21 protein-coding genes and 1 tRNA gene are annotated in these 22,590 nt (G+C 70.2%); 8 read left to right on the top strand and 14 right to left on the bottom strand.

The window, feature by feature from the left end; all coding sequences use genetic code 11:
• Nucleotides 1-4 precede the first annotated feature (4 nt).
• Entirely contained in the window at nt 5-460 is a 456-nt protein-coding gene (locus ACQEV2_RS17625; protein WP_433054533.1) for a GNAT family N-acetyltransferase, read from the bottom strand.
• Nucleotides 461-732: 272 nt separating this feature from the next.
• On the opposite strand from ACQEV2_RS17625, the gene ACQEV2_RS17620 reads away from it, so the two are divergent.
• Nucleotides 733-1,506 carry a LuxR C-terminal-related transcriptional regulator gene (locus ACQEV2_RS17620; RefSeq protein ID WP_433041786.1) on the top strand — a complete coding sequence of 258 codons (774 nt, stop codon included), beginning with the start codon at nt 733-735 and terminating at the stop codon, nt 1,504-1,506.
• Nucleotides 1,507-1,616: 110 nt separating this feature from the next.
• Here the strand turns inward: ACQEV2_RS17620 and tamR are convergent, their stop codons facing one another.
• Nucleotides 1,617-2,114 carry a MarR family transcriptional regulator TamR gene (tamR, locus tag ACQEV2_RS17615; protein WP_059196100.1) on the bottom strand — a complete coding sequence of 166 codons (498 nt, stop codon included), beginning with the start codon at nt 2,112-2,114 and terminating at the stop codon, nt 1,617-1,619.
• Between the two features lie 109 nt (nt 2,115-2,223).
• On the opposite strand from tamR, the gene ACQEV2_RS17610 reads away from it, so the two are divergent.
• From ACQEV2_RS17610 to ACQEV2_RS17600, 3 genes are all read left to right on the top strand, one after another.
• Nucleotides 2,224-3,042, top strand: a complete 819-nt coding sequence (locus tag ACQEV2_RS17610) for a trans-aconitate 2-methyltransferase (RefSeq protein ID WP_433041781.1) — start codon at nt 2,224-2,226, stop codon at nt 3,040-3,042.
• Nucleotides 3,042-3,434, top strand: a complete 393-nt coding sequence (locus tag ACQEV2_RS17605) for a glyoxalase (protein ID WP_433041778.1) — start codon at nt 3,042-3,044, stop codon at nt 3,432-3,434. The genes ACQEV2_RS17610 and ACQEV2_RS17605 overlap by 1 nt, the downstream gene beginning before the upstream one ends.
• A gap of 65 nt (nt 3,435-3,499) precedes the next feature.
• Nucleotides 3,500-3,673: a CsbD family protein gene (locus ACQEV2_RS17600; RefSeq protein ID WP_433041775.1), complete on the top strand. Its 174-nt coding sequence runs from the start codon at nt 3,500-3,502 to the stop codon at nt 3,671-3,673.
• 22 nt (nt 3,674-3,695) lie between these two features.
• Here the strand turns inward: ACQEV2_RS17600 and ACQEV2_RS17595 are convergent, their stop codons facing one another.
• The gene (locus tag ACQEV2_RS17595; RefSeq protein WP_433041772.1) at nt 3,696-4,373 is read right to left on the bottom strand and encodes a TetR/AcrR family transcriptional regulator; all 678 of its coding nucleotides are present in this window, start codon (nt 4,371-4,373) and stop codon (nt 3,696-3,698) included.
• Nucleotides 4,370-5,380, bottom strand: a complete 1,011-nt coding sequence (locus ACQEV2_RS17590) for an acyl-CoA desaturase (protein WP_433041769.1) — start codon at nt 5,378-5,380, stop codon at nt 4,370-4,372. Before ACQEV2_RS17590 ends, ACQEV2_RS17595 begins: the two co-directional genes overlap by 4 nt.
• A 308-nt stretch (nt 5,381-5,688) precedes the next feature.
• On the opposite strand from ACQEV2_RS17590, the gene ppc reads away from it, so the two are divergent.
• Nucleotides 5,689-8,418, top strand: coding sequence for a phosphoenolpyruvate carboxylase (gene ppc / locus ACQEV2_RS17585; protein WP_433041766.1), 2,730 nt, complete (start codon nt 5,689-5,691; stop codon nt 8,416-8,418).
• Between the two features lie 88 nt (nt 8,419-8,506).
• On the opposite strand, the gene ACQEV2_RS17580 is transcribed toward ppc, so the two are convergent.
• The 8 genes from ACQEV2_RS17580 to ACQEV2_RS17545 all read right to left on the bottom strand — a co-directional run bounded on the left by ACQEV2_RS17580 (nt 8,507) and on the right by ACQEV2_RS17545 (nt 14,988).
• Entirely contained in the window at nt 8,507-9,175 is a 669-nt protein-coding gene (locus ACQEV2_RS17580; RefSeq protein WP_433041763.1) for an LPXTG cell wall anchor domain-containing protein, read from the bottom strand.
• A gap of 136 nt (nt 9,176-9,311) precedes the next feature.
• Nucleotides 9,312-9,800, bottom strand: coding sequence for a hypothetical protein (locus tag ACQEV2_RS17575; protein ID WP_433041760.1), 489 nt, complete (start codon nt 9,798-9,800; stop codon nt 9,312-9,314).
• Between the two features lie 64 nt (nt 9,801-9,864).
• Nucleotides 9,865-10,467 carry an aminoacyl-tRNA hydrolase gene (pth, locus tag ACQEV2_RS17570; RefSeq protein ID WP_433041757.1) on the bottom strand — a complete coding sequence of 201 codons (603 nt, stop codon included), beginning with the start codon at nt 10,465-10,467 and terminating at the stop codon, nt 9,865-9,867.
• Nucleotides 10,468-10,563: 96 nt separating this feature from the next.
• The gene (locus ACQEV2_RS17565; RefSeq protein WP_433041754.1) at nt 10,564-11,160 is read right to left on the bottom strand and encodes a 50S ribosomal protein L25/general stress protein Ctc; all 597 of its coding nucleotides are present in this window, start codon (nt 11,158-11,160) and stop codon (nt 10,564-10,566) included.
• Between the two features lie 191 nt (nt 11,161-11,351).
• Nucleotides 11,352-12,332, bottom strand: a complete 981-nt coding sequence (locus tag ACQEV2_RS17560; protein WP_433041751.1) for a ribose-phosphate diphosphokinase — start codon at nt 12,330-12,332, stop codon at nt 11,352-11,354.
• Nucleotides 12,333-12,465: 133 nt separating this feature from the next.
• Complete coding sequence (gene glmU, locus ACQEV2_RS17555) at nt 12,466-13,914, bottom strand: bifunctional UDP-N-acetylglucosamine diphosphorylase/glucosamine-1-phosphate N-acetyltransferase GlmU (protein WP_433041748.1); 1,449 nt, start codon at nt 13,912-13,914, stop codon at nt 12,466-12,468.
• Nucleotides 13,915-14,037: 123 nt separating this feature from the next.
• Nucleotides 14,038-14,113 (bottom strand) — tRNA-Gln (locus ACQEV2_RS17550).
• Nucleotides 14,114-14,127: 14 nt separating this feature from the next.
• On the bottom strand, nt 14,128-14,988 hold the full coding sequence (locus ACQEV2_RS17545) for a hypothetical protein (protein WP_433041745.1): 861 nt from the start codon (nt 14,986-14,988) through the stop codon (nt 14,128-14,130).
• Nucleotides 14,989-15,155: 167 nt separating this feature from the next.
• Here ACQEV2_RS17545 and ACQEV2_RS17540 point away from each other — a divergent pair, with 167 nt between their 5' ends.
• The gene (locus ACQEV2_RS17540) at nt 15,156-16,496 is read left to right on the top strand and encodes a sensor histidine kinase (protein WP_433041742.1); all 1,341 of its coding nucleotides are present in this window, start codon (nt 15,156-15,158) and stop codon (nt 16,494-16,496) included.
• 49 nt (nt 16,497-16,545) lie between these two features.
• On the opposite strand, the gene ACQEV2_RS17535 is transcribed toward ACQEV2_RS17540, so the two are convergent.
• Together ACQEV2_RS17535 and ACQEV2_RS17530 are read right to left on the bottom strand one after the other, a co-directional pair.
• Nucleotides 16,546-17,040, bottom strand: coding sequence for an SUKH-3 domain-containing protein (locus ACQEV2_RS17535; protein ID WP_433041739.1), 495 nt, complete (start codon nt 17,038-17,040; stop codon nt 16,546-16,548).
• A 193-nt stretch (nt 17,041-17,233) separates the two neighbouring features.
• A complete protein-coding gene (locus ACQEV2_RS17530) occupies nt 17,234-17,764 on the bottom strand; it encodes a YwqJ-related putative deaminase (RefSeq protein ID WP_433041736.1) in 531 nt (176 codons plus the stop codon).
• Nucleotides 17,765-18,072: 308 nt separating this feature from the next.
• Between ACQEV2_RS17530 and ACQEV2_RS17525 the strand changes: the two genes are divergently transcribed.
• Together ACQEV2_RS17525 and ACQEV2_RS17520 are read left to right on the top strand one after the other, a co-directional pair.
• Nucleotides 18,073-19,068, top strand: a complete 996-nt coding sequence (locus ACQEV2_RS17525; protein WP_433041733.1) for an SMI1/KNR4 family protein — start codon at nt 18,073-18,075, stop codon at nt 19,066-19,068.
• Nucleotides 19,069-19,076: 8 nt separating this feature from the next.
• Nucleotides 19,077-22,484, top strand: a complete 3,408-nt coding sequence (locus ACQEV2_RS17520; protein WP_433041730.1) for an SUKH-4 family immunity protein — start codon at nt 19,077-19,079, stop codon at nt 22,482-22,484.
• Nucleotides 22,485-22,590: the final 106 nt, after the last annotated feature.

Below are 22,590 nucleotides of genomic sequence, written 5' to 3'. Positions count from 1 at the left end.
TGGCTCACCCCAGCCGCTTCGTCAGCGTGTACTCCGTGATCCCCGGCGGATAGTCGGGGATCACGCACACCACGTCGTACCCCCGCTTCTTGTAGAACTCCGGCGCCTGGAAGTCCCATGTCTCCAGGCGTACGGCCGTGCAGCCCCGTTCGTCGCGGGCGGTGCGCTCCGCGCGTGCGAGCAATTGCGAACCGAGGCCGGCCCCGCGGTGGCGTTCGTCGACCCAGAGGTACGTGACATGGAGCCAGGTGGTCCACGTATGACCGACCAGCCCGCCGGCCAGGGCTCCGGAGCTGTCCAACGCCCAGACCTGGAGCGGAAGTTCGCGTTCACCTGGGGTTCCGCGCAGGGCGCGCAGGATCGGGGAGGCCGCGGTGTTGGTGTCCCGCAGCCGTCGGCGGAGCAGATCGTGCCGTGACTTGTCGACTTCTGTCTCCAGACGAAACATGCGGCTCACCATAAACGCGTCGGACAGCCAGTTCTGCAAATTACCTTCCGCTCCTGCCCCCCGCCCGTACTCTGATGAACAGCACCGGTGGGGGCCGGTGCTGATCAGGGGGCGAGACAAGTCGGGTTCGATGCCCGAAGTGGGGGTAGCAGTTCTTGCACGGCGGCGGCCGTGCGGCCATCCGTGCTTCGGGCGTCGTGCCCGCAACCGTGTTCGTCTCCCGGTGTCGTCCTCATGACGATGGGGTATCCCCTGCTCTTCGAGAGCTTGGGGAAGGGGGTTTCGTGGTTCGCATCCGAGTCCTGGTCGTCGACGACCATCGCATCTTCGCCGAGTCGCTCGCCGCCGCCCTGGCAGCCGAGCCCGACGTGGACGTCTCCGCCGCGGGCAGCGGTCCGGCGGCGCTGCGCAGTCTGGAACGCGCGGCCGCCGAGGGGCGCCGGTTCGATGTCCTGCTCGTCGACGCCGACCTGGGCGGCAACGTGCCGGGCGTCCGGCCCGCCGTGCCCGTCCAGGAGGTGGGCGAGGACGGGCTGGTCGACGGCATATCGCTGGTCGCCGGGGTCCGCTCGGCGCAGCCGGCCGTACGGATCGTCGTTCTCGCCGAGAAGGACGATCCGCGCCGGGCCGCGCTCGCCCTGCAGGCCGGGGCCTCCGGATGGGTGGCCAAGGACTGCTCACTGTCCCGGCTGCTCACCGTCATCCGCGGCGTACTGCGCGACGAGACCCATCTGCCGCCCGCCCTGCTCACGGGCGTCCTGCGGGAGCTGACGGCAGCGCGCAAGCACCGCACCGAGAGCGAGCGGCTGGTCGAGTCCCTGACCCCGCGCGAACGCGAGGTCCTGCGCTGCATGGTCGCCGGCCTGGGCAGAAAGGCGGTCGCCGAGCGCCTGTACCTCTCCCCGCACACGGTCCGCACCCACATGCAGAACGTCCTCGGCAAACTGGGCGTCCACTCGACACTGGCCGCGGTCGCGCTGGCGCGGCGGGCGGGGGTCGGACCGGTGGACCTGGGCCCGGTCGGCCGAATCCTGCCGGAGGAGAGCAGCAGCGCGTGATAGGCGCCGGTGAGCGGCAACGCCCTTAGGGGCGCGGGGCTGTGTCGATGTGCGGCTACCGCCGCGTGGGCGCGACCAGCCACAGCGGCGCCGCACCCGAACGACGACCCCTAACCCGGGATGTTGTCGAACGGCGCCGTCAGCTGACGCAGCAGGCCCGCCAGTTCACCCCGCTGGGCTCGGGACAGCTCCGCCAGGATCGCGCGCTCCTGGTCGAGCAGCCCGGCGAGTGCCTGGTCCGCGCGGTCGCGGCCCTCGTCCGTGAGGCGGACCAGCACGCCGCGCCGGTCACTCGGGTCGGGGAGGCGCTCCACCAGGCCCTTCTTGGCCAGGCGGTCGATGCGGTTCGTCATCGTGCCGGAGGTGACCAGGGTCTGCGTCAGCAGCTGTCCCGGCGAGAGCTGGTACGGCGTTCCGGCGCGCCTGAGCGCGGTCAGCACGTCGAACTCCCAGGGCTCCAGGCTGTGCTCGGAGAAGGCCAGCCGGCGTGCGCGGTCCAGATGCCGGGCCAGTCTGCTCACCCGGCTGAGCACCTCGAGCGGTTCCACGTCGAGGTCCGGGCGCTCCCGGCGCCACGCTGCGACCAGCCGATCGACCTCGTCCTCCATGACGATCAGTGTAGTGGTTGTGTCGACATGAAGTCTCTTGACGTCCATTCTCTTGACGTCAAGATATCTTGCGGGGCAGGCTGGACAGCGAGAGACAGGAGGCCTCGCCATGTCCGCTGCCGCCGCCCCCACCTGGGACCCCGCCCAGTACCTGCGCCACGCCGGCCACCGTGCCCGCCCCTTCACCGACCTCCTCGCCCGGGTCCCCCACCTCCCCGCGAAGCCGCCCGCAGGGCCCCGCATCGCCGACCTCGGCTGCGGCCCCGGCAATGTCACCGCCCTGCTCGCGCAGCGCTGGCCCACCGCGCACATCACCGGCTACGACAACTCCGGCGAGATGCTCGACAAGGCCCATGTCGAGTACGAAGGCCCGACCAGGGGCGGCGGCCGCCTCGACTTCGCCCACGCCGACGTACGGACGTGGGAGCCGGGTGAGCCGTACGACCTGATCGTCAGCAATGCCACGCTGCAGTGGGTGCCGGGCCACGTGGAGCGTTTCGGCGCCTGGGTGCGGGGCCTGCGCCCCGGCGGCACCTTCGCCTTCCAGGTCCCCGGCAACTTCGACGCCCCGAGCCACCGCCTAATGCGCGACCTCGCCCACCGCCACGGACTCGCCGGCACCCTGCGCCACTCCGACGCCGTCCTCTCCCCGCAGGACTACCTGGCCCGCCTGACCGACCTGGACTGCACGGCGGACGTGTGGGAGACGACGTACATCCACCTGCTGACCGGCGAGGACCCCGTCCTCGACTGGGTCAAGGGAACGGGCCTGCGCCCCGTCCTGACGGCCCTCGCCGACACCCCTGACCAGCGCGAAGCCTTCCTGCGCGACTACCGGGCCGCCCTGCGCGAGGCGTATCCGCCCGGCCCGCACGGCACCCCCTTCCCGTTCCGCCGGATCTTCGCCGTGGCCCGCAAGGAGGCGTGATGATCACCGCCGTCGACCACGTCCAGCTCGCCGCCCCGCCCGGCTCGGAGGAGCGGCTGCGGGCGTACTACGTGGACGTCCTCGGCATGACCGAGATCCCCAAGCCGCCCGTGCTCGCCGCCCGCGGCGGCTGCTGGTTCCAGGCGGGACCCGTGCAACTGCACCTCGGTGTCGAGGCGGCCCCCGCCGGAGGCGGAAAATGTCACTTCCGGCCCGCGAAGAAAGCGCACCCCGGGCTGCGCGTCACCGGGATCGAGGAGTACGGCGCCCGGCTGGCGGCCGAAGGAGCGCAGGTGGAGTGGGACGAGAACCTGCCGGGGCACAAGCGGTTCTACTCCTGCGACCCCGTGGGGAACCGGCTGGAGTTCCTTGAGCCGGTGACCGCTGTTTGAGCGGGACGCCGGAGGGTCACCCGCTGGTTGGACCACGACGTCAAGCCTTGCGAGGAGTGAGGGACGTGGCGAAGGAAGAGAAAGTCAGGGGCAAGAAGGAACAGCTCAAGGGCAAGGCCAAGGAAACCATGGGCCGCACGGTCGGCAACGAGGGGCTGACCGCCGAAGGCAAGACCGAGAAGAGGAAGGGCAACGCCCGCCAGACGAAGGAGAAGGGGAAGGACGTCTTCAAGGGCTGAGTCTGCGGGCACCCGAGGCGCTTCAGCTCTTGCGGTGCCCTATCAGCCGCGGCTTCGGCTCCAGGCCGTCCAGCCCGTGCCAGGCCAGGTTCACCAGATGGGCCGCCACCTCCGCCTTCTTCGGGCGGCGGACGTCCAGCCACCACTGGCCGGTCAGGGCGACCATCCCGACCAGGGCCTGCGCATACAGCGGGGCCAGCTTGGGGTCGAAGCCGCGGCTCTTGAATTCGCGGCCCAGAATGTCCTCCACCTGGGTCGCGATGTCCGAGATCAGCGAGGCGAAGGTACCCGTCGACTGGGGGATGGGCGAGTCACGGACCAGGATGCGGAAGCCGTCCGTGTACTCCTCGATGTAGTCCAGGAGGGCGAAGGCGGCCTGTTCGCACAGCTCACGCGGGTGGCCGGCCGTCAGGCTGCTGGTGACCATGTCCAGCAGCCGCCGCATCTCGCGGTCCACGACCACCGCGTACAGCCCCTCCTTGCCGCCGAAGTGCTCGTACACCACCGGCTTGGACACCCCGGCCTTCGCCGCGATCTCCTCGACCGATGTGCCCTCGAAGCCCTTCGCGGCGAAGAGGGTGCGACCGATCTCCAGCAGCTGCTGACGCCGCTCCGCACCGGTCATCCGGGTACGGCGCGTCCGCCGCTGCTTCTCATTGCCGGGGGTACTGCTGGAGTCGGTCGCCACGGCGTCAATCATGCCGCCTTCGCAGGCTCCTTCCGGCGCCGGGAGCCGCCTTCCTCGGTGTTCCGGCGCGAATCGATACGGGAGCGTGACGGCCAGCGCACGTCGTAGGCCCAGCCGAGCATCTCGAACCAGCGGATGAAGCGCGCCGAGGAGTCGATCTGCCCGCGCATCACACCGTGCCGCGCGGAGGTCGGGTCGGCGTGGTGCAGGTTGTGCCAGGACTCGCCGCACGACAGGACCGCCAGCCACCACACGTTGCCCGAACGGTCACGCGACTTGAACGGCCGCTTGCCCACCGCGTGACAGATCGAGTTGATCGACCACGTCACATGGTGCAGCAGGGCCACCCGTACGAGGGACCCCCAGAAGAACGCGGTGAACGCGCCCCACCAGGACATCGTCACCAGACCGCCGATCACCGGCGGCAGCGCCAGCGACACGACCGTCCACATCACGAACTGGCGCGAGATCGTCCGGATCGCCTTGTCCTTGATCAGGTCCGGCGCGTACTTGTCCTGCGGCGTCTGCTCCTCGTCGAACATCCAGCCGATGTGCGCCCACCACAGGCCCTTCATCAGGGCCGGGACGGTTTCACCGAAACGCCACGGCGAATGGGGGTCACCCTCCGCGTCCGAGAACTTGTGGTGCTTGCGGTGGTCCGCCACCCAGCGGACCAGCGGGCCCTCGACCGCCAGCGAGCCCATGATCGCCAGCGCGGTCCTGAGCGGCCGCTTGGCCTTGAAGGAGCCATGGGTGAAGTAGCGGTGGAAACCGATCGTGATGCCGTGGCAGCCGAGGAAGTACATGAAGACCAGCAGGCCGAGATCCAGCCAGCTCACCCCCCATCCCCAGGCCAGCGGCACCGCGGCCAGCAGCGCGAGGAACGGGACGATGATGAAGAGGAGAAGCGTGATCTGCTCGAGCGAGCGCTTCTGCTCACCGCCCAGCGTGGCGGAGGGCGTAGTGGTGTCGTCGTTCGCCTTCGGGGCGTCTTCGATCACATCGGAGCTCGTGGTCATGGGCGTCCCCTGTGGGGTCGAGGGTTGAGGCAGGTGCCGGGGTCTCGGGAACTGTTCCCAGGTTCCGTTACAACGGTCCCTACGGTTCCGTAACCTACGGCGTCGTAAGTATGGCAGTGCGCCGCCCGGCGGCAAGAGCCCGTGAGACTGCGCGTCCGCATGGACACCTATCCTTGGAGTCGGTCGGACAGCGCGGTCCGCTCTGATTTCTTCCCGGATGCCAGGAGCCGTATGCGGCGCCCGCCGCGCGGCCCCCAGCGCCGGGTTCCCCTCCCAGACGAGCTTCAACACTGCAAGGAGCCGCACCTGTGAGCAGTGCCGACGACCAGACGACGACCAGCAGCGAGCTGCGCGCCGACATCCGCCGACTGGGTGACCTCCTCGGGGAGACCCTCGTCCGGCAGGAAGGCCCCGAGCTCCTCGACCTCGTCGAGAAGGTCCGCCGCCTCACCCGAGAGGACGGCGAGGCCGCCGCCGAGCTGCTGCGCGGCACGGAGCTGGAGACCGCGGCCAAGCTGGTCCGCGCCTTCTCCACCTACTTCCACCTGGCCAACGTCACCGAGCAGGTCCACCGAGGCCGCGAGCTGCGCGCCAAGCGCGCCGCCGAGGGCGGCCTCCTCGCCCGGACGGCCGACCGCCTCAAGGACGCCGACCCCGAGCACCTGCGCCAGACGGTCCAGCACCTCAACGTCCGCCCCGTCTTCACGGCGCACCCCACCGAGGCCGCACGCCGGTCGGTCCTCAACAAGCTCCGGCGCATCGCAGCCCTCCTGGAGACCCCGGTCCTCGAAGGCGACCGCCGCCGCAACGACACCCGACTGGCCGAGAACATCGACCTCGTCTGGCAGACCGACGAACTCCGCGTCGTCCGCCCCGAGCCCACCGACGAGGCCCGCAACGCCATCTACTACCTCGACGAACTCCACGCCGGCGCCGTCGGCGACGTCCTGGAGGACCTCACCGCCGAATTGGAGCGCGTCGGCCACAAGCTCCCCGACGACACCCGCCCCCTCACCTTCGGCACCTGGATCGGCGGCGACCGCGACGGCAACCCCAACGTCACCCCCCAGGTGACCTGGGACGTCCTCATCCTCCAGCACGAGCACGGCATCAACGACGCCCTGGAGATGATCGACGAGCTGCGCGGCTTCCTGTCGAACTCCATCCGCTACACCGGCGCCACCGAGGAACTCCTGGAGTCCCTCAAGGCCGACCTCGAAGCCCTCCCCGAGATCAGCCCCCGCTACAAGCGCCTCAACGCCGAGGAGCCCTACCGGCTCAAGGCCACCTGCATCCGGCAGAAGCTGGAGAACACCAAGCAGCGCCTCGCCAAGGGAATCCCGCACGAAGCGGGGCGCGACTACCTCGGCACCAGTGAGCTCCTGCACGACCTCAAGCTGATCCAGACGTCACTGCGCGCACACCGCGGCGGCCTCTTCGCCGACGGCCGCATGGACCGCACCATCCGCACCCTGTCCGCGTTCGGCCTCCAGCTCGCCACCATGGACGTACGCGAACACGCGGACGCCCACCACCACGCCCTCGGCCAGCTCTTCGACCGCCTCGGCGAGGAGTCCTGGCGCTACGCCGACATGCCCCGCGACTACCGCACCAAGCTCCTCGCCAAGGAGCTCCGCTCGCGCAGGCCCCTCGCCCCCACCCCGGCGCCCGTGGACGCGGCCGGCGAGAAGACCCTCGGCGTGTTCCAGACCGTCAAGCGGGCCCTGGAGGTCTTCGGACCCGAGGTCATCGAGTCGTACATCATCTCCATGTGCCAGGGCGCCGACGACGTCTTCGCCGCCGCCGTCCTCGCCCGCGAGGCCGGACTCATCGACCTGCACGCCGGCTGGGCCAAGATCGGCATCGTCCCGCTCCTGGAGACCACCGACGAGCTCAAGGCCGCCGACACCATCCTGGAGGACATGCTCTCCGACCCGTCGTACCGCAGGCTCGTGGCCCTGCGGGGCGACGTCCAGGAGGTCATGCTCGGCTACTCCGACTCCTCCAAGTTCGGCGGCATCACCACCAGCCAGTGGGAGATCCACCGCGCCCAGCGCCGCCTGCGCGACGTGGCGCACCGGTACGGGGTGCGGCTGAGGCTGTTCCACGGCCGCGGCGGCACCGTCGGCCGCGGCGGCGGCCCCTCCCACGACGCCATCCTCGCCCAGCCCTGGGGCACCCTGGAGGGCGAGATCAAGGTCACCGAGCAGGGCGAGGTCATCTCCGACAAGTACCTCGTGCCGTCCCTGGCCAGGGAGAACCTGGAGCTGACGGTCGCCGCCACCCTCCAGGCATCCGCCCTGCACACCGCGCCCCGCCAGTCCGTCGAGGCGCTGGCCCGCTGGGACGCGGCGATGGACGTGGTGTCCGACGCCGCGCACACCGCGTACCGCAAGCTGGTCGAGGACCCCGATCTGCCGTCGTACTTCCTCGCGTCGACGCCGGTGGACCAGCTCGCCGAACTGCACCTCGGCTCCCGGCCCTCCCGCCGCCCCGGCTCGGGCGTCTCCCTCGACGGCCTGCGGGCCATCCCGTGGGTGTTCGGCTGGACCCAGTCCCGGCAGATCGTCCCCGGCTGGTTCGGCGTCGGCTCCGGCCTGAAGGCGCTGCGCGAGGCCGGCCTGGACACCGTGCTCGACGAGATGCACGAGCAGTGGCACTTCTTCCGCAACTTCATCTCCAACGTCGAGATGACCCTCGCCAAGACCGACCTGCGGATCGCCGCCCACTACGTCGACACCCTCGTCCCGGACCACCTCAAGCACGTCTTCGACACCATCCGCGCCGAACACGAACTCACCGTCACCGAGGTGCTGAAGGTGACCGGCGAGAAGGAACTCCTCGACGCGGCGCCCGTCCTGAAGCAGACCTTCACCATCCGCGACGCCTACCTGGACCCGATCTCCTACCTCCAGGTCGCCCTGCTCAAGCGCCAGCGCGACGCCGCCGCGGCCGGGGCCGAGCCCGACCCGCTGCTGGCCCGCGCCCTGCTCCTCACGGTGAACGGCGTGGCAGCCGGCCTGCGCAACACCGGCTGAGCACCCGCGCACACGACGGTGCCCCCGCGCTTCACACGAAGCACGGGGGCACCGTCCGTTCACAACCCTGCGTCAGGCAAGCCCCAGGTCAGGCCTTACGACGCCGGAACACCAGGTACCCGCCCGCACCCAGCAGCGCCGCCGCGGCCGCGGACAGCAGACCCACCGGGGCCCCGTTGCCGGTCTCCGCGAGATCGCCCTCGGCGCCGCCCTGCGCCGACGGGGACGACGACGCAGCGGCCTCGGCGGACGCCGACGGGCTCGCGGACGGCTCGGAGGTGGACTCGCCCGGCGAGTCCGACGCGGAGGCCGACGGCGATGCCGTGCTGCCGCCGCCCTCCTCCTCGTCCTCGCAGTCCGTCCAGAACACCTTGTGCTTGGCCGAGCCGTTCTCGCCCTCGAAGTTCCAGAACAGCTTGTAGTGCCCGTCGGGCAGGGTCATGTCGTCCGTACGGCCGTGGCCCTCGCCGTCCAGGGTGATGGCACCGGACTTCACCGTCTCGCCCTTGACGGCGGCGGTCGGCGCCCAGGCCTCGATGTGCCAGTCGACCTTCTGCACGCTGTCGAAACCGAACGCGTCCAGATAGAACTCGCACACGTGCGGCTCGTTCTTGCGCAGCTCTTCGCCGGTGGTGGCGTCATGGATCTTGACGGTCCCGTTGTCACCGGGAGCGGTGGCGTGGGCGGCGGCCGGTGCGGAGAAAACAGCGGCCGCGGCGACGGCGGACAGGGCGCCGACGCGGGTGAGGGTTCGCATGAGGCAGTAGTCCATCTTCGTGAAGGAACGGGAAGATGTGGAGGGGGCGGCTCAGCATCCAGCCCGGACTGACCCCAGGTCAATCACGAACAGAGAACACTCAATTCCTCCACAGCCTGGAAGAACGACGGAGCCATCAGATCGTCACAAAAGCCGCCGTGAGCAGGGCCAACCCCGACCCCGCCAGCACCCACGCCACCCGCGTCCGCCGCAGCCCACCCGCCACGACCACCGAAGCCAGCAACAGCGCCCCGCCCAACGGAACCCACGCATACAGAACGCCCGCCGGCCCGGAACGCACCACATCATCACTGCCCGGCTTCACCACGACCGTGTACGTCCGCCCCTTGCGCACGGCCACGTTCTTCTCGATGAGGACCGACTCCCGCGGCTGCGACCCCGCCGACATCGGCGTGTACGGCCCACTGCACGTGTCCGCACCACACCGCGTCACCTCGATCGTGCCGCTCTCCCGCCCCTTCGTGAGCATCACATGATGCGCGGTGCCCCACGACGCCCACACACCCGCGATCAGAATCAGCAGCGCGACCGTACCCATCGCCGCAAACCGCCCGAACCGCAGCACCGCGACAGCGCCCTGACTGGAAACAACGGCAGAAGGCATGGCCGCGATCCTTGGCCATGCTCCTGCGCTCGGTCAACTCGCCCCGTACGACTGACCGGACAAGTCAGGAGTTGTACGTGCTTTGCGCCCGCTCCAGCCCCTCGATCACCAGACACTCCACCGCATCCGCCGCCCGGTCCACGAAGTAGTCCAGCTCCTTGCGCTCGGCAGCGGAAAAATCCTTGAGCACGAAGTCCGCCACCGGCATACGCCCCGGAGGCCGCCCGATCCCGAACCGCACCCGGTGATAGTCCGAACCCATCGCCTTCGTCATCGACTTCAGCCCGTTGTGCCCGTTGTCACCACCACCGAGCTTCAACCGCAACGCGCCGTAATCGATGTCCAACTCGTCATGAACGGCAACGATGTTCCCCACCGGCACCTTGTAGAAATCCCGCAGAGCGTTGACCGGCCCCCCGGACAGATTCATGTACGACATCGGCTTCGCCACAATCACCCGCCGGTTCAACGGCCCCGGCGGCCCGATCCGCCCCTCCACCACCTGCGCCTGAGCCTTACCGGCCCGCTTGAACTTCCCCCCGATCCGCTCGGCCAGCAGATCCACCACCATGAACCCGACGTTGTGCCGGTTCTTGGCGTACTCAGGTCCGGGATTGCCGAGGCCGACGATCAGCCAGGGGGCACTCGGGTCGGTGGTCACGTCCATGTCTCCTTGATACGCGCCAGCCGCTGCCCCCCACGGGAACAGCGGCTGACAAACCGATGACAGAGCCGACGATCACGCCTCTGCCAGAGCCGAGGATCAGGCCTCCGCGGCCTCTTCACCCTCGGCGGCCTCGCCCTCCGGGGCCTCCTCGGCCTGCGCGGCCAGAACCTGGAGAACGACAGCGTCCTCCTCGACGGCCAGCGTGGTGCCCTTCGGCAGCGTGATGTCCTTGGCCAGGACGGAGTCACCGGCACCCAGACCCTCGATGGACACCGTGACGCCCTCGGGGATGTGCGTGGCCTCGGTCTCCACCGGCAGCGCGTTCAGCACGTGCTCCAGCAGGTTGCCACCGGCGGCCAGCTCGCCCTCGGTGAGCACCGGGATCTCGACCGTGACCTTCTCGCCGCGCTTCACCAGCTGCAGGTCGACGTGCTCCAGGAAGCCCTTCAGCGGGTCACGCTGCACGGCCTTCGGAATCGCCAGCTCGTTGGACTTGCCGTCGATGTCCAGGGAGATCAGGACGTTCGGCGTACGCAGCGCCAGCAGCAGGTCGTGACCCGGCAGGGTCAGGTGCAGCGGGTCGGAACCGTGCCCGTACAGGACACCCGGAACCTTGTTCTCGCGGCGGATACGACGCGCGGCACCCTTGCCGAACTCGGTGCGCGTCTCGGCGGTGAGCTTCACCTCGGACATATGAATCACTCCTCGTAGGGGTGAGAAACGGACAGGTCACCCGGCCACGAACGGCCTGCTACGAAGAGCGCGTCGATAACGGACCGCCGACACCCGAACAAACGGGCACGGCCTCCCTCGCCGAGCAACTGGAGCAGTCTACTCGGCGCGAGAGGCCGTAGAAAAATCGATCAACCAGGTCCGCTAACGGCTCACTGCTCGTCGAACAGGCTCGTCACCGACCCGTCCTCGAACACCTCACGCACCGCACTCGCGATCGTCGGCGCGATCGACAGCACGGTGATCTTGTCCAGCTCACGGTTCAGCTCACCCGGCGTCGGCAGCGTGTTCGTGAACACGAACTCACTCACCCGCGAGTTCTTCAGCCGGTCCGCCGCAGGCCCCGACAGCACACCGTGCGTCGCCGTCACGATGACGTCCTCCGCACCATGCGCGAACAGCGCGTCCGCCGCCGCACAGATCGTGCCACCCGTGTCGATCATGTCGTCGACCAGCACACACACCCGGCCCTTGACCTCACCCACGACCTCGTGGACGGTCACCTGGTTCGCCACGTCCTTGTCCCGCCGCTTGTGCACGATGGCGAGAGGGGCACCGAGACGGTCACACCACCGGTCGGCCACCCGCACACGTCCGGCATCCGGGGACACGACCGTCAGCTTCTCCCTGTCGACCTTCTGGCCCACATAGTCCGCGAGAAGCGGAAGAGCGAACAGATGATCGACCGGCCCGTCGAAGAAACCCTGAATCTGATCCGTGTGCAGATCCACCGTCAGGATCCGGTCCGCACCCGCCGTCTTCATCAGATCCGCGATCAGACGCGCCGAAATCGGTTCACGCCCACGGTGCTTCTTGTCCTGCCGCGCGTAACCGTAGAACGGCACGATGACCGTGATGGAGCGAGCCGACGCACGCTTCAACGCGTCGATCATGATCAACTGCTCCATGATCCACTGATTGATCGGAGCCGTGTGGCTCTGGATCACAAAGCAGTCCGCACCACGCGCCGACTCCTGATAACGGACATAGATCTCACCGTTGGCGAAGTCGAAGGCCTTCGTCGGGACAACCCCGACACCCAACTGCTGGGCGACCTCCTCGGCAAGCTCGGGGTGGGCGCGGCCGGAGAAGAACATCAACTTCTTCTCGCCGGTCGTCTTGATCCCGGTCACAGCACTGTCTCCTCAGAGGTGTCGCAGCTGGGTGTCGAGAGACCACGCCGCTGGGCGCGACGAGCCGTCTCAGCTGGTGGGGTGCGGGTGTGCACTTATCACGGTACGCCGTGTCGGACGCACCCGTTTCCGGTCAGTCTTCGCTTTCCCCCTGCCGGGAGGCCGCCTCAGCCGCCTTCGCAGCCGCACTGCCCGGACGCTTACGGGCCACCCAACCCTCGATATTCCGCTGCTGACCACGGGCCACAGCGAGCGAACCGGGCGGCACATCCTTCGTGATCACCGAGCCGGCCGCGGTGTACGCGCCGTCCCCGATAGTGACAGGAGCCACAAGCATGTTGTCCGCACCGGTACGGCAGTGCGAGCCGACCGTCGTGTGGTGTTTGTCCTGTCCGTCGTAATTCACGAAGACACTCGCGGCACCGATGTTCGTGTACTCACCGATCGTCGCGTCACCGACATACGACAGATGCGGGATCTTCGTCCCCTCACCGATCGAGGCGTTCTTCGTCTCGACATACGTACCGATCTTGCCCTTCGCACCCAGCCGCGTACCAGGCCGCAGATAGGCGAACGGCCCCACCGACGCACCCGCCCCGACGTGAGAGCCGTAGGCCACCGTGTTGTCGACACGGGCACCCGCGTCGACGCGCGTGTCCGTGAGCCGGCTGTTCGGCCCCACCTCCGCGCCCTCACCGACGTGCGTGGAACCCTGCAGCTGGGTGCCCGGATGCACGATCGCATCCTGCTCGAAGGTGACGGTGACGTCGATCCAGGTGCTCGCCGGGTCGACGACGGTGACGCCGTCGAGCATGGCGCGGGTCAGCAGCCGGTCGTTCAGGATGCGGCGCGCCTCGGCGAGCTGCACCCGGTTGTTGATCCCGGCGATCTCCCGATGATCGCCCGCAACGGAGGCACCGACACGGTGACCGGCCTCGCGAAGAATCCCGAGGACGTCGGTGAGGTACTCCTCACCCTGGCTGTTGTCGGTCCGGACCTTCCCGAGGGCATCCGCGAGCAACTGCCCGTCGAACGCGAACACACCGGAGTTGATCTCCCGGATCGCCCGCTGCGACTCCGTCGCGTCCTTGTGCTCGACGATCGCGGTCACGGCACCGGAGACACCGTCACGCACGATCCGGCCGTAGCCGGTCGCGTCCGGAACCTCGGCGGTCAGCACCGTGACGGCGTTGCCGTCGGCGGCGTGCGTGGCGGCGAGGCGGGTCAGGGTCTCGCCGGTCAGGAGGGGAGTGTCACCGCAGACGACGACCACGGTCCCGTCGACAGCGCCGCCGAGCTCTTCCAGGGCCATGCGTACGGCGTGCCCCGTGCCGTTCTGCTCCGCCTGGATCGCGGTCCGCACGCCGGGGTCGACCTCGGCGAGATGCGCGGTGACCTTCTCGCGCGCGTGCCCCACGACCACGACGAGGTTCTCGGGCCGCAACTCGCGCGCGGCGGCGAGTACATGGCCCACGAGGCTGCGTCCGCACAGCTCGTGCAGGACCTTGGGTGTGGCCGACTTCATACGGGTGCCCTCACCCGCTGCGAGAACGACGACGGCTGCCGGGCGAATGGCGCTCACGGGATGCCCTTCGGCTGTGGATGGGGTGGGGTGACATCCGCAGGATACCGGGGGGTTTCGTGGGGGACATGGGAGCGGGCCCTGACTTGGCTGTCAGGGCCCGAACCTAGGTCTTGTGTGCTGTGGCTCCCCCGCAAGGATTCGAACCTTGTCCTGCTGGTACCAAAAACCAGTGTGCTGCCAGTTACACCACGGGGGACAGCGCTTCAGACCTTACCGGAGACCTGCCTGGGACTGAGCCACGATTCCCTTCCACCAGCCCTCAATGCGGTTGTAGAGCTCGGCGCTCCTCGCCACTGCGATGACCAGGCAGCCGTGGTAGTCGTCGCCGGTGTTCTTGCGAACGGTCTTCGGGTTGTGCTTCTTGAGCGTCGGCTTCGCGAAGATCGACACGTCGACGTCGGCGATGTCTGCCCAGTAGCGGTGAGCCGCCTCGACGTCAGCGGATTCGTGGATGAGTACACGAAAGCGCAGGCGCTCCCGGTCCACGTCGAGCAGGTCGAGCCATGCGAGGTAGACCTTGATCACGCCTGGGTCGCTGTTGACGAAGATGGCGCGCTCGCGTCGGTCGTACGGCTTGCTCTTGGAACCTTCTGCCCAGTACAGCGCGACCCCGGTCAGGAACAGATCGCGGTCCGTCAGCTCGCCGATGTCCTTGCAGGCTGCGATCTTGGTCTTCTTGCGCTCTTCGTCCTCGGCGGCGCGGCGCTTTGCCAGGCCCTCGTGCATGAGGGCCAGTTGTTCCTCGGGTGTGTAGCGGGGCTTGGGCCTCGGCAGATCCCGCACCCACAGCGACACCGAACTCCGCGAGCACCCCAGCTCCGCCTCGATCTGGTCGTACGTCCACCCTTGGAGCCGTAGCTCCCGTGCCTTCGCCCGCAGATCGTCCTTCGCTCGCGGTCGCTTCGTCCACTCCGGCGGCGGCTCCCCCTTCACCAGCTGATTGAGGATGTCGTTGTTGAAGATCTTCAGCTCGTCGCGGATCTGTCGAAGGCTGTAGCCCCGCCGCCGCAGTGCCACCGCCTGCTCCCGCAGGCCCTCGAAGTCGGCGTATTTGCCTTGTGGATGCGCCATAGGCATACCGTCCGGCCGGAATGATCGGTTCCGGGGTCGAACGGTGAGCGATTCAGCAGTTCGAGGGATGTCGGGCGGTTTCGCTTACGTTCGGTTACGCGCTGTGGTGTAGGCCAGTCCACAAAACTCACCGGAAAACCGGGCTGGGGCGCCCGTAGGCTGGAGGCATGACCACGACGGGGGAAGCCCACACAGAGGCGCCGCCACCGGGGGCGGGGCCGTGGTGGTGGGCCAGGGTGCGCAGTGCGGTGCTGGACGTGGGTCTGGCTGTCGCGTCGGCGGTGGAGTGCGGGGGCGAGGGGGTTCGATTCGCGCGGGATGCCGGGATTCCGGAGCCGGCGGGGGTTGTGTTCGGAGTTCTGGCGGGGTCGGTGCTTGTGTTGCGGCGGCAGTGGCCCATCGCCGTCGTGCTCGTGTCGATTGCCGTGATGCCCGCGCAGATGGGGTTCCTGATGGGCATCGTCGGGCTGTACACCCTCGCCGCCTCCGAGCTGCCGCGGCGGATCATCGCCTCGCTGGCCGGCATGTCGTTCGTCGGGATGCTGATCGTGACGTTCGTGTGGGTGCGGCAGGGCGTGGCGAGTGGTGATCTGACGTTCGGGGACTGGGTTGTGCCCCTGGCCTCGCTCACCACCGCTCTCGGTGTGACCGCGCCTCCTCTGCTGCTGGGGCTGTATGTGGGGGCTCGGCGGCGGTTGATGGAGAGCCTGCGGGAGCGGGCGGACAGTCTGGAGCGGGAGCTTCAGTTGCTCGCGGAGCGGGCGGAGGAGCGGGCCGAGTGGGCGCGGGGCGAGGAGCGGACTCGGATCGCGCGGGAGATGCATGACGTTGTCGCGCATCGGGTGAGCTTGATGGTGGTGCATGCCGCCGCGTTGCAGGCCGTGGCCCGGAAGGACCCGGAGAAGGCCGTGAAGAATGCCGCGTTGGTGGGGGACATGGGGCGGCAGGCGTTGACCGAGTTGCGGGAGATGCTCGGGGTGCTGCGCAGTGGGGGTGGTGATGCGGAGCGGGTGCGGCGGGCTGTGGTGCCGCTTGTGGCGGTGGGGGCCGCTGCCGCTGCCGCGGCTGATCGGGAGTGGGCCGGCGGCGCGGATGAGGGAGTGGCTGCCGAGGGGCCCTGTCTGTCGGAGCTGGATGAGCTGATCGGGCAGTCGGCCGCTGCGGGGATGGTGGTGGATCTGTCCGTGGAGGGGGAGTCGCGGTCGTATGCGCCGGAGGTCGAGCAGACGGCGTACCGGGTGGTGCAGGAGGCGTTGACGAACGTCCACAAGCATGCGGCGGGGGCGAAGACGCATGTGCGGCTCGCGCATCGGGTGTCGGAGATCGCGATGCAGGTGGAGAACGAGCCGCCGCCGGAGGTGTCGTCGGCGTCGTCGGCGCGGTTGCCGTCGGGGGGCAACGGTTTGGTGGGGATGAAGGAGCGGGTCTCGGCGCTGGGTGGGGTGTTTGTGTCGGGGCCGACGGATGCGGGGGGTTATCGGGTGTCGGCGGTGATTCCGGCGGCGTAGGCGTCGCGGCTTCCCGTGTGCCCTTTCCGTTCCGTGCCGTACGCCTGTGTCAGCCCGCTGTGAGTCGTACCGGTTCTATGCCTGCGACGAGGCCGGCGAGGGCTTGGTCGATGTCGGGGCCGAGGTACCAGTCGCCGGTGTGGTCGAGGGTGTAGACGCGGCCTTCGGTGTCGATGGCGAGGAGGGCCTGGGTGTCGGTTTCGGCGCCGAGGGGGCAGACCTCGGTGCCGAGGGCGCGGCCGAGGTCGCCGAGGGTGCGGGCCATGTGGAGGCCGTGGAGGGGGTCGAAGTGGACGGTTGCGGGGGCGACCTGGCGGCCGGGGCCGGTGGGGGTGAGGTGGAGGCCGCCGAATTCGGCCCAGGCTTCGACTGCGGCGGGGAAGACGGCGTGGCGGTGGCCGGCGGGGGAGATGTGGTCGCGTAGGGCGTCTGCCCAGATTTCGGCCTGTTTGATGTCCCAGCGTCCGGGTTGCCAGCCGGCGGCGCGCAGGGCGGCGTCGACGGGGACGGGGAAGCGGGTGGTGGAGGTGCGGTCGGTGTGCATCTGCCCTTCGTTCGTCGAGTGTGCCGGGGGCGTGGTGGTGCGTGGCCGGGCCGGCGGGTGCGGTCGTGGCTGGTGGGTGGGCGGGGCGGTCGTACTACGGGGTTGGTGACCGGGGTCGGCCGTACTACGGGCTGGTGAGCGGGGTCCGTCGTGCTGGTGGGTGGGCGAGTCCGTCGTACTGGTGGGGGAGGGGTCAGTCGTCTGCTGCTGTCGGGTCGACGATGCGGACGCCGAAGTGGGCGCTGAGGGCGGTGCAGGCGCGGCAGGGTGCGGCGAAGCTGCCGTGGAGGGGGTCGCCGTCCTCGCGGATGCGGCGGGCGGTGAGTTTGGCCTGTTTGAGGGCTTTGCGGGCTTCGCCGTTGGTCATGGGTTTGCGGGTGGCGCGTTTGCTGCGGGCGGCGTCGGCGGCGGCGATGTGGCGTGAGATGAGGATGGTCTCGGCGCAGCGGCCGGTGAAGCGGTCGCGCTGGCCGCTGGTGAGGGTGTCGAGGAAGTCCTGGACGAGGGGGTGCAGGGGTGGGGGCTGGTCGCCGCGGGCGGCGGTGCCGGTGAGGGTGGCGCCGCGGACGGAGAGGGCGGCGGCGACGGTGGGGAGTATGCCGTCCCGGCGGTGGCGGAGCGTGGGCGCGTGGGGGGCGTCGGTGGCGCTCCAGCCGATGCGGGGGTCGCCGGACCCGGACCTGGCTGCGTGTGGTCCTGTCTGCGTCGCGTTCATGTTCATCATCCCCTCCCGAGCATCCCCCGGGCATGCTCTTGGACGTCACAGAGTGCCAAATGCCGTGGCGGGTGCGGAAGCTGGGGCGGCGTGACACGCCCGGGTTTGGGCGGGCTGTCACGGCGGGGTGACGGCTGGTCACGGAAGCGGAGGGGGTCGTGACCGGCGCCGGTGACCGGTGTCGTCGTACCGCATAGGCTGTCGGCACCGCTTTCCATGCGGTGACGTGTGGACGCAGATGAGACAGCCGATGCGGGGCGTTGTGACCGTCAGTGGTCATGGCGGGCCGTGTCAGAACGCCGCAGGGGGCAACCGCCATGACGACAGGTCGGCTCGGGCAGCAAGCCGCGCCGCCGAACGCGGCCTACGCCGGGCAGGTCGTGCATTTCCCGGATCCGGTTCGGGCGTCGCGTCACCCGAGAGGAGTACGGGTCGATGAGCGGGGTTACCCCGACTTCTCGCCGTATGCGCGGGCGGCGGCGGAGATCGCGGAGCCGCCGGAGGGTTTCGGTGTCGACGAGTTGCGGCTGACGGACTATGTGTCGGCGAACGCGGCGCTGGCGGCGTCGGGGCACGATCTGTGGGACACGGTGCCGGCGGTGGCGACGCCGCATGGCTGGACGTGGCATCACGTGGTGGGTTCGCGGCGGCTGGAGTTGGTTCCGGTCGAGGTGAAGGCGTTGCTGCGGCATCACGGTGGGATCGCGACGTCGGCGGTGGACCAGGACAAGCGGGGGACGCGGCCGTTGCAGGACACACGGCCGGCGCATTTCCGGTTGCCGAAGTCGGGTGTGGCGGTCACGGAGTCGCAGGTGCTGGGGGTCGAGGAGGATCTCGGGTATCGGCTGCCGGGTGCATATCGGTCGTTTCTGAAGGCGGCGGGCGGCTGTGCTCCCGTGGGGACGGCTCTGGACCCGGAGTTGGGTCTCCTGGTGGACCAGCCGCTGTTCACCGTGCGGGACGAGGCGGCGGTCAATGACCTGGTCTACGTCAACAAGTGCCTGCGGGACCATCTGACCAAGGATTACTTGGGTGTTGGGTTCGTGCAGGGCGGGTTGCTGGCGCTGAAGGTGAAGGGCGACCGGATCGGCTCGGTGTGGTTCTGCGCGTACGACGATGCGCGGGACGTGGATCCGGGGTGGTCGCCTGCCGAGCGGGTGGAGCGGTTGTTGGAGCCGTGCGGTGAGGACTTCGATGCGTTTCTGTCCCGGCTGGCGGGTTCTCCGCCGGAGTTGGAGACGGTGGCGAATCTGATGGTGGACGGTGGGTTCGCGCGTGCGGTGCCCGTGGCTGCGGCGGCTGTGGGGGAGTGAGCTTCGCGATGGTGACGTTCGCGCAGGCGCAGGAGCGCGCGGAAGAGTGGATCAACGGGGATGTGCCGTCGTACCAGCATCGTGAGGTGCGGGTGCGGGAGTTCGAGCTCGGGTTCGTGGTGTGGGCCGAGGACCGTGCGGACGGGCCGCGTTCGGACGGAGGCGGGCAGCGGCTGGTGATCGCCCGGGACAGCGGGGAGGCCACGTTGTGGCCTTCGCTGCCGGTGGGTGAGGTGATTCGCCGGTACGAGGAGGAGTACGGCCGTGCCGACGCGGCGGCCGAACCGGCGCCGGCTGCTCCGGCTCGGGTGGATCTGAATCAGACGTCGTTCCTGTTGACTCCGCCGGAGTGGTTGCAGGAGGCGGCGGACAAGCTGGGGATCTCCGATCGGCGGGACGGGGGTTCCGAGGGTTCGGGGGCCGGTTCTGACGGTGCCGGTTCTGATGGTGGGGCGGGTTCGGCTGCCTCCGGTGGTGCGTCCGGTGGTGTGTCTGGGGGCGGAGTGCTTCCTGAGACGCAGGGCGGGGGTCCGGCGGGGACGGTGACGGCCGGCTCGGGTGCTGCCGCGGCCGCGGCTGGTGTGCCTGACGGTGCGACTCCGTGGGCCGGGACGGACACGAGTGCCGATGCCCTTGAGGACCGTTCCGTGCCGCTGCCGGAGACGGTGTTCGCGCCGCCGTTGAGCGGTGACGACACCGCGCCCCCGGACGCCAAGACGGCGCTGATGTCGGGCGGCAGCCGGCTTCCGCGGACGGCGATCGAGCCGACGTTTGACGAGCCGAACGCGCAGGGTGCGCCCGGTGGGCCGGGTGCGCCGGGTGGGTCGTCGTACGGGTATCCGCAGGGGGCGGGTGTGGCGGTTCCGCCGCCTCCGGGTGCTCCGGGTGCTCCGGGTGCGGGTGCCACGCCGCCGCCTTCGCCTGGGTCGGGTGGGTCGTACGGGTATCCGCAGGGTGCGGGTGTGCCGGGTCCGCCGCCTCCCGGTGCTCCGGGTGTGGGGGCGGGTGGCACGCCGGCGTCTCCGGGTACGCCCCCGCCGGGTGCCCCCACGCCGGGTGCCGTGCCGTCGCCCGCGCCGTCCTACGGCTACCCGCAGGGCGGGCCCGCTGGTGCGCCGCAGGCTCCGGGTGCGCCTGGGGCGCCGAGGCGGCCGCTTGCGCCGAACGCCGAGGACATCGCCGATGCCGCTACGAGCAAGGCGGCGCCGCCGTCTCGCGCGCGGGGCGGGGCGACGCCGCCTCCTCCGCCGGGTGCCCCGGGGACGCCGGGTACGCCGGCGGGTGGGTACGTTCCGACGCAGCTCGTGTCGGCGCTGGGGCCGGATGGGCCCGAGGGTGCTGCCGGTCCGGGTGCGCCGCAGGGGCCGGGGGGCGCGAACGCGTCTGGCGTTCCTCAGCCGCCCGGTGTCCCGGGTGCGCCCGGGGCGCCGAATCCTCCTGGTGCTCCCAATCCTCCCGGTGCTCCTAATCCGCCCGGTGCACCCGGCGGTACGCCGCCCGGCGGTGTGCATCATGCCGCCACGGTGCTGGCCGACCCGGGTCAGATGGGCGGTCCTCCGCAGCCTCCGGGTGCCCCTGGTGTGCCCGGTGCTCCGGGTGCACCGAACCCGCCTGGCATCCCCAACCCGCCCGGTGCTCCGGGCGCCCCGGGCATGCCTGGCGCTCCGCAGCCTCCCGGCGCCCCCGGTGCCCCGAGTGCTCCGCAGTCCCCGGGTGTCCCACAGCCGCCCGGGGCCCCGGGCACGCCCGGCGCTCCAGGCGCCCACGGCTCCGCGGGCGGCGCCGGCGGTGCCGTTCACCACGCGGAAACGGTGCTGGCCGCGCCCCCGGTGGGCGGCCCCGGGGTTCCTCCGCCGCCGCAGGCGCCCGGCGTCCCCGGCATGCCTGCTGCTCCGGGCGCCCCTGGTGCTCCCGGCATGCCTGCTGCTCCGGGCACCCCTGGTGCTCCCGGCATGCCTGCTGCTCCGGGCGCCCCTGGTGCTCCCGGCATGCCTGCTGCTCCGGGCGCCCCTGGTGCTCCCGGCATGCCTGCTGCTCCGGGCACCCCTGGTGCTCCCGGCATGCCTGCTGCTCCGGGCGCCCCCGGTGCTCCCGGCACGCCCGCTGCTCATGGCGCACCCGGCGTTGCAGGCGCTCCTCCGGCTCCGGGCGCTCCAGCGGCACCGGGCGCCCCCGGCGCCCCCGGCGCTGCAGCCCCGCCCGCCCCTCCCGGCATGCCCGGCGCCCCCGGCATGCCCCCGGCCGCCCCACAGCCCCCCATGCCGCCAGGTGCCGTACCCCCACCGCCGGGCCAGCCCGGGCACCCTGGACCGGGCCAGCCCCCGGCTCCCGGCCACCAGAGCCCGGGCCAACCCTCGGCTCCCGGCCACCCGGGCCAGGCCCAGCCCCCGGCCCCCGGCCCTCAAGGCCCGTCCTACGGCTACCCCCACCACCCCACCGGCCAGCCCACCGTCGGCCCCGGCTACCAGGCCGTTCTGCGCTATCGCGCGCAGGACGGGTCCGAGCAGCAGCTGATCCGGCGTTCGGCGCCGGGGACGCCGCACCCGGAGTGGCAGATCTTCCATGAGCTGCGGGCCATGAACGTGCCGCCGGACCAGGTGCTGGAGCTGCACACGGAGTTGGAGTCGTGTGAGCTGCCGGGTGCGTACTGTGCGCGGATGATCCGGGAGCAGTGGCCGCAGGCGCGGATCACCAGCATCGCCCCCTACGGCACGGATCATGCGAGCCGGCAGCAGGGCATGCAGCAACTGCTGGCGCATCAGGGCGAGTTGCACCAGGTCGCCGACGGGCCCGCCCGGCCGGCACCGGTACGTGCCCCGCTGCCGCAGGTGCAGCCGGCGCCGCCGATTCCGCCGGAGGGTGTGGCGCAGGAGCTGGCGGGGGCGTTCGGGCCGGGGATCTTCCGGTTCGAGCAGGCCGCCGTGTCCCGGCAGGGCGTGCCGCCGGTCGTGGCGCACAGCCTGGTCGTCGGGGGTCTGCCGATGGACATGGGTCCGTTCTTCTGGGCGCAGGCCCAGCCGGGGCGGCCCGTTCCGACGCTGGCGGAGCTGGCGGCGGAGCGCGGGGTGCAGCCGGCCTCGGATGCGGGCTCGTACCTCGTCATGGGCAGTGACTTCGGCAAGGCGCTCTGTGTGCAGTACGGGACGGCGCACATCGTCGCCGTGCCGGTGGAGGCGGGGCCGGGCGGTGCGCCCGTACCGCCGCAGTTCGTGAACACGGGGCTGCCCGAGTTCCAACGCTGCCTGGCGCTGCTGGGCCGTATGTGGCGTCTTCGCTTCGGCCTGAACCAGGAGCAGGCGGGCCGCTGGACCGTCGACTTCCAGGCCCAGCTGGCCTCCCTCGACCCGGCGGCGCTGGGCTCGCCGGAGAGCTGGTGGTCGGTGCTGCTGGAGCAGATGTGGGACGGGTTGCTGTGACGCCGCCCGGCCCTTCGGGGGCATCACCCAGCCCCTCGTAGACGCCTCGGGGACGTCACCCAGCCCCTCGTAGACGTCACCCAGCCCCTCGGGGACGTCACCCAGC

The sequence above is a fragment of the Streptomyces sp. CA-251387 genome (assembly GCF_050936625.1).
GTDB lineage: Bacteria > Actinomycetota > Actinomycetes > Streptomycetales > Streptomycetaceae > Streptomyces.
The sequence above is the reverse complement of the archived record's forward strand: the minus strand, read 5'-3'. Positions and strand labels throughout refer to the sequence as shown.

Coding starts and splice junctions, on each gene's coding strand:
- ACQEV2_RS17625 (WP_433054533.1), bottom strand. CDS start 460: ATGGTGAGCCGCATGTTTCGTCTGGAGACAGAAGTCGACAAGTCACGG.
- tamR (WP_059196100.1), bottom strand. CDS start 2,114: ATGGAGGACGAGGTCGATCGGCTGGTCGCAGCGTGGCGCCGGGAGCGC.
- ACQEV2_RS17610 (WP_433041781.1), top strand. CDS start 2,224: ATGTCCGCTGCCGCCGCCCCCACCTGGGACCCCGCCCAGTACCTGCGC.
- ACQEV2_RS17605 (WP_433041778.1), top strand. CDS start 3,042: ATGATCACCGCCGTCGACCACGTCCAGCTCGCCGCCCCGCCCGGCTCG.
- ACQEV2_RS17595 (WP_433041772.1), bottom strand. CDS start 4,373: ATGATTGACGCCGTGGCGACCGACTCCAGCAGTACCCCCGGCAATGAG.
- ACQEV2_RS17590 (WP_433041769.1), bottom strand. CDS start 5,380: ATGACCACGAGCTCCGATGTGATCGAAGACGCCCCGAAGGCGAACGAC.
- ACQEV2_RS17580 (WP_433041763.1), bottom strand. CDS start 9,175: ATGCGAACCCTCACCCGCGTCGGCGCCCTGTCCGCCGTCGCCGCGGCC.
- ACQEV2_RS17575 (WP_433041760.1), bottom strand. CDS start 9,800: ATGCCTTCTGCCGTTGTTTCCAGTCAGGGCGCTGTCGCGGTGCTGCGG.
- pth (WP_433041757.1), bottom strand. CDS start 10,467: ATGGACGTGACCACCGACCCGAGTGCCCCCTGGCTGATCGTCGGCCTC.
- ACQEV2_RS17565 (WP_433041754.1), bottom strand. CDS start 11,160: ATGTCCGAGGTGAAGCTCACCGCCGAGACGCGCACCGAGTTCGGCAAG.
- ACQEV2_RS17545 (WP_433041745.1), bottom strand. CDS start 14,988: ATGGCGCATCCACAAGGCAAATACGCCGACTTCGAGGGCCTGCGGGAG.
- ACQEV2_RS17540 (WP_433041742.1), top strand. CDS start 15,156: ATGACCACGACGGGGGAAGCCCACACAGAGGCGCCGCCACCGGGGGCG.
- ACQEV2_RS17535 (WP_433041739.1), bottom strand. CDS start 17,040: ATGCACACCGACCGCACCTCCACCACCCGCTTCCCCGTCCCCGTCGAC.
- ACQEV2_RS17530 (WP_433041736.1), bottom strand. CDS start 17,764: ATGATGAACATGAACGCGACGCAGACAGGACCACACGCAGCCAGGTCC.
- ACQEV2_RS17525 (WP_433041733.1), top strand. CDS start 18,073: ATGACGACAGGTCGGCTCGGGCAGCAAGCCGCGCCGCCGAACGCGGCC.
- ACQEV2_RS17520 (WP_433041730.1), top strand. CDS start 19,077: ATGGTGACGTTCGCGCAGGCGCAGGAGCGCGCGGAAGAGTGGATCAAC.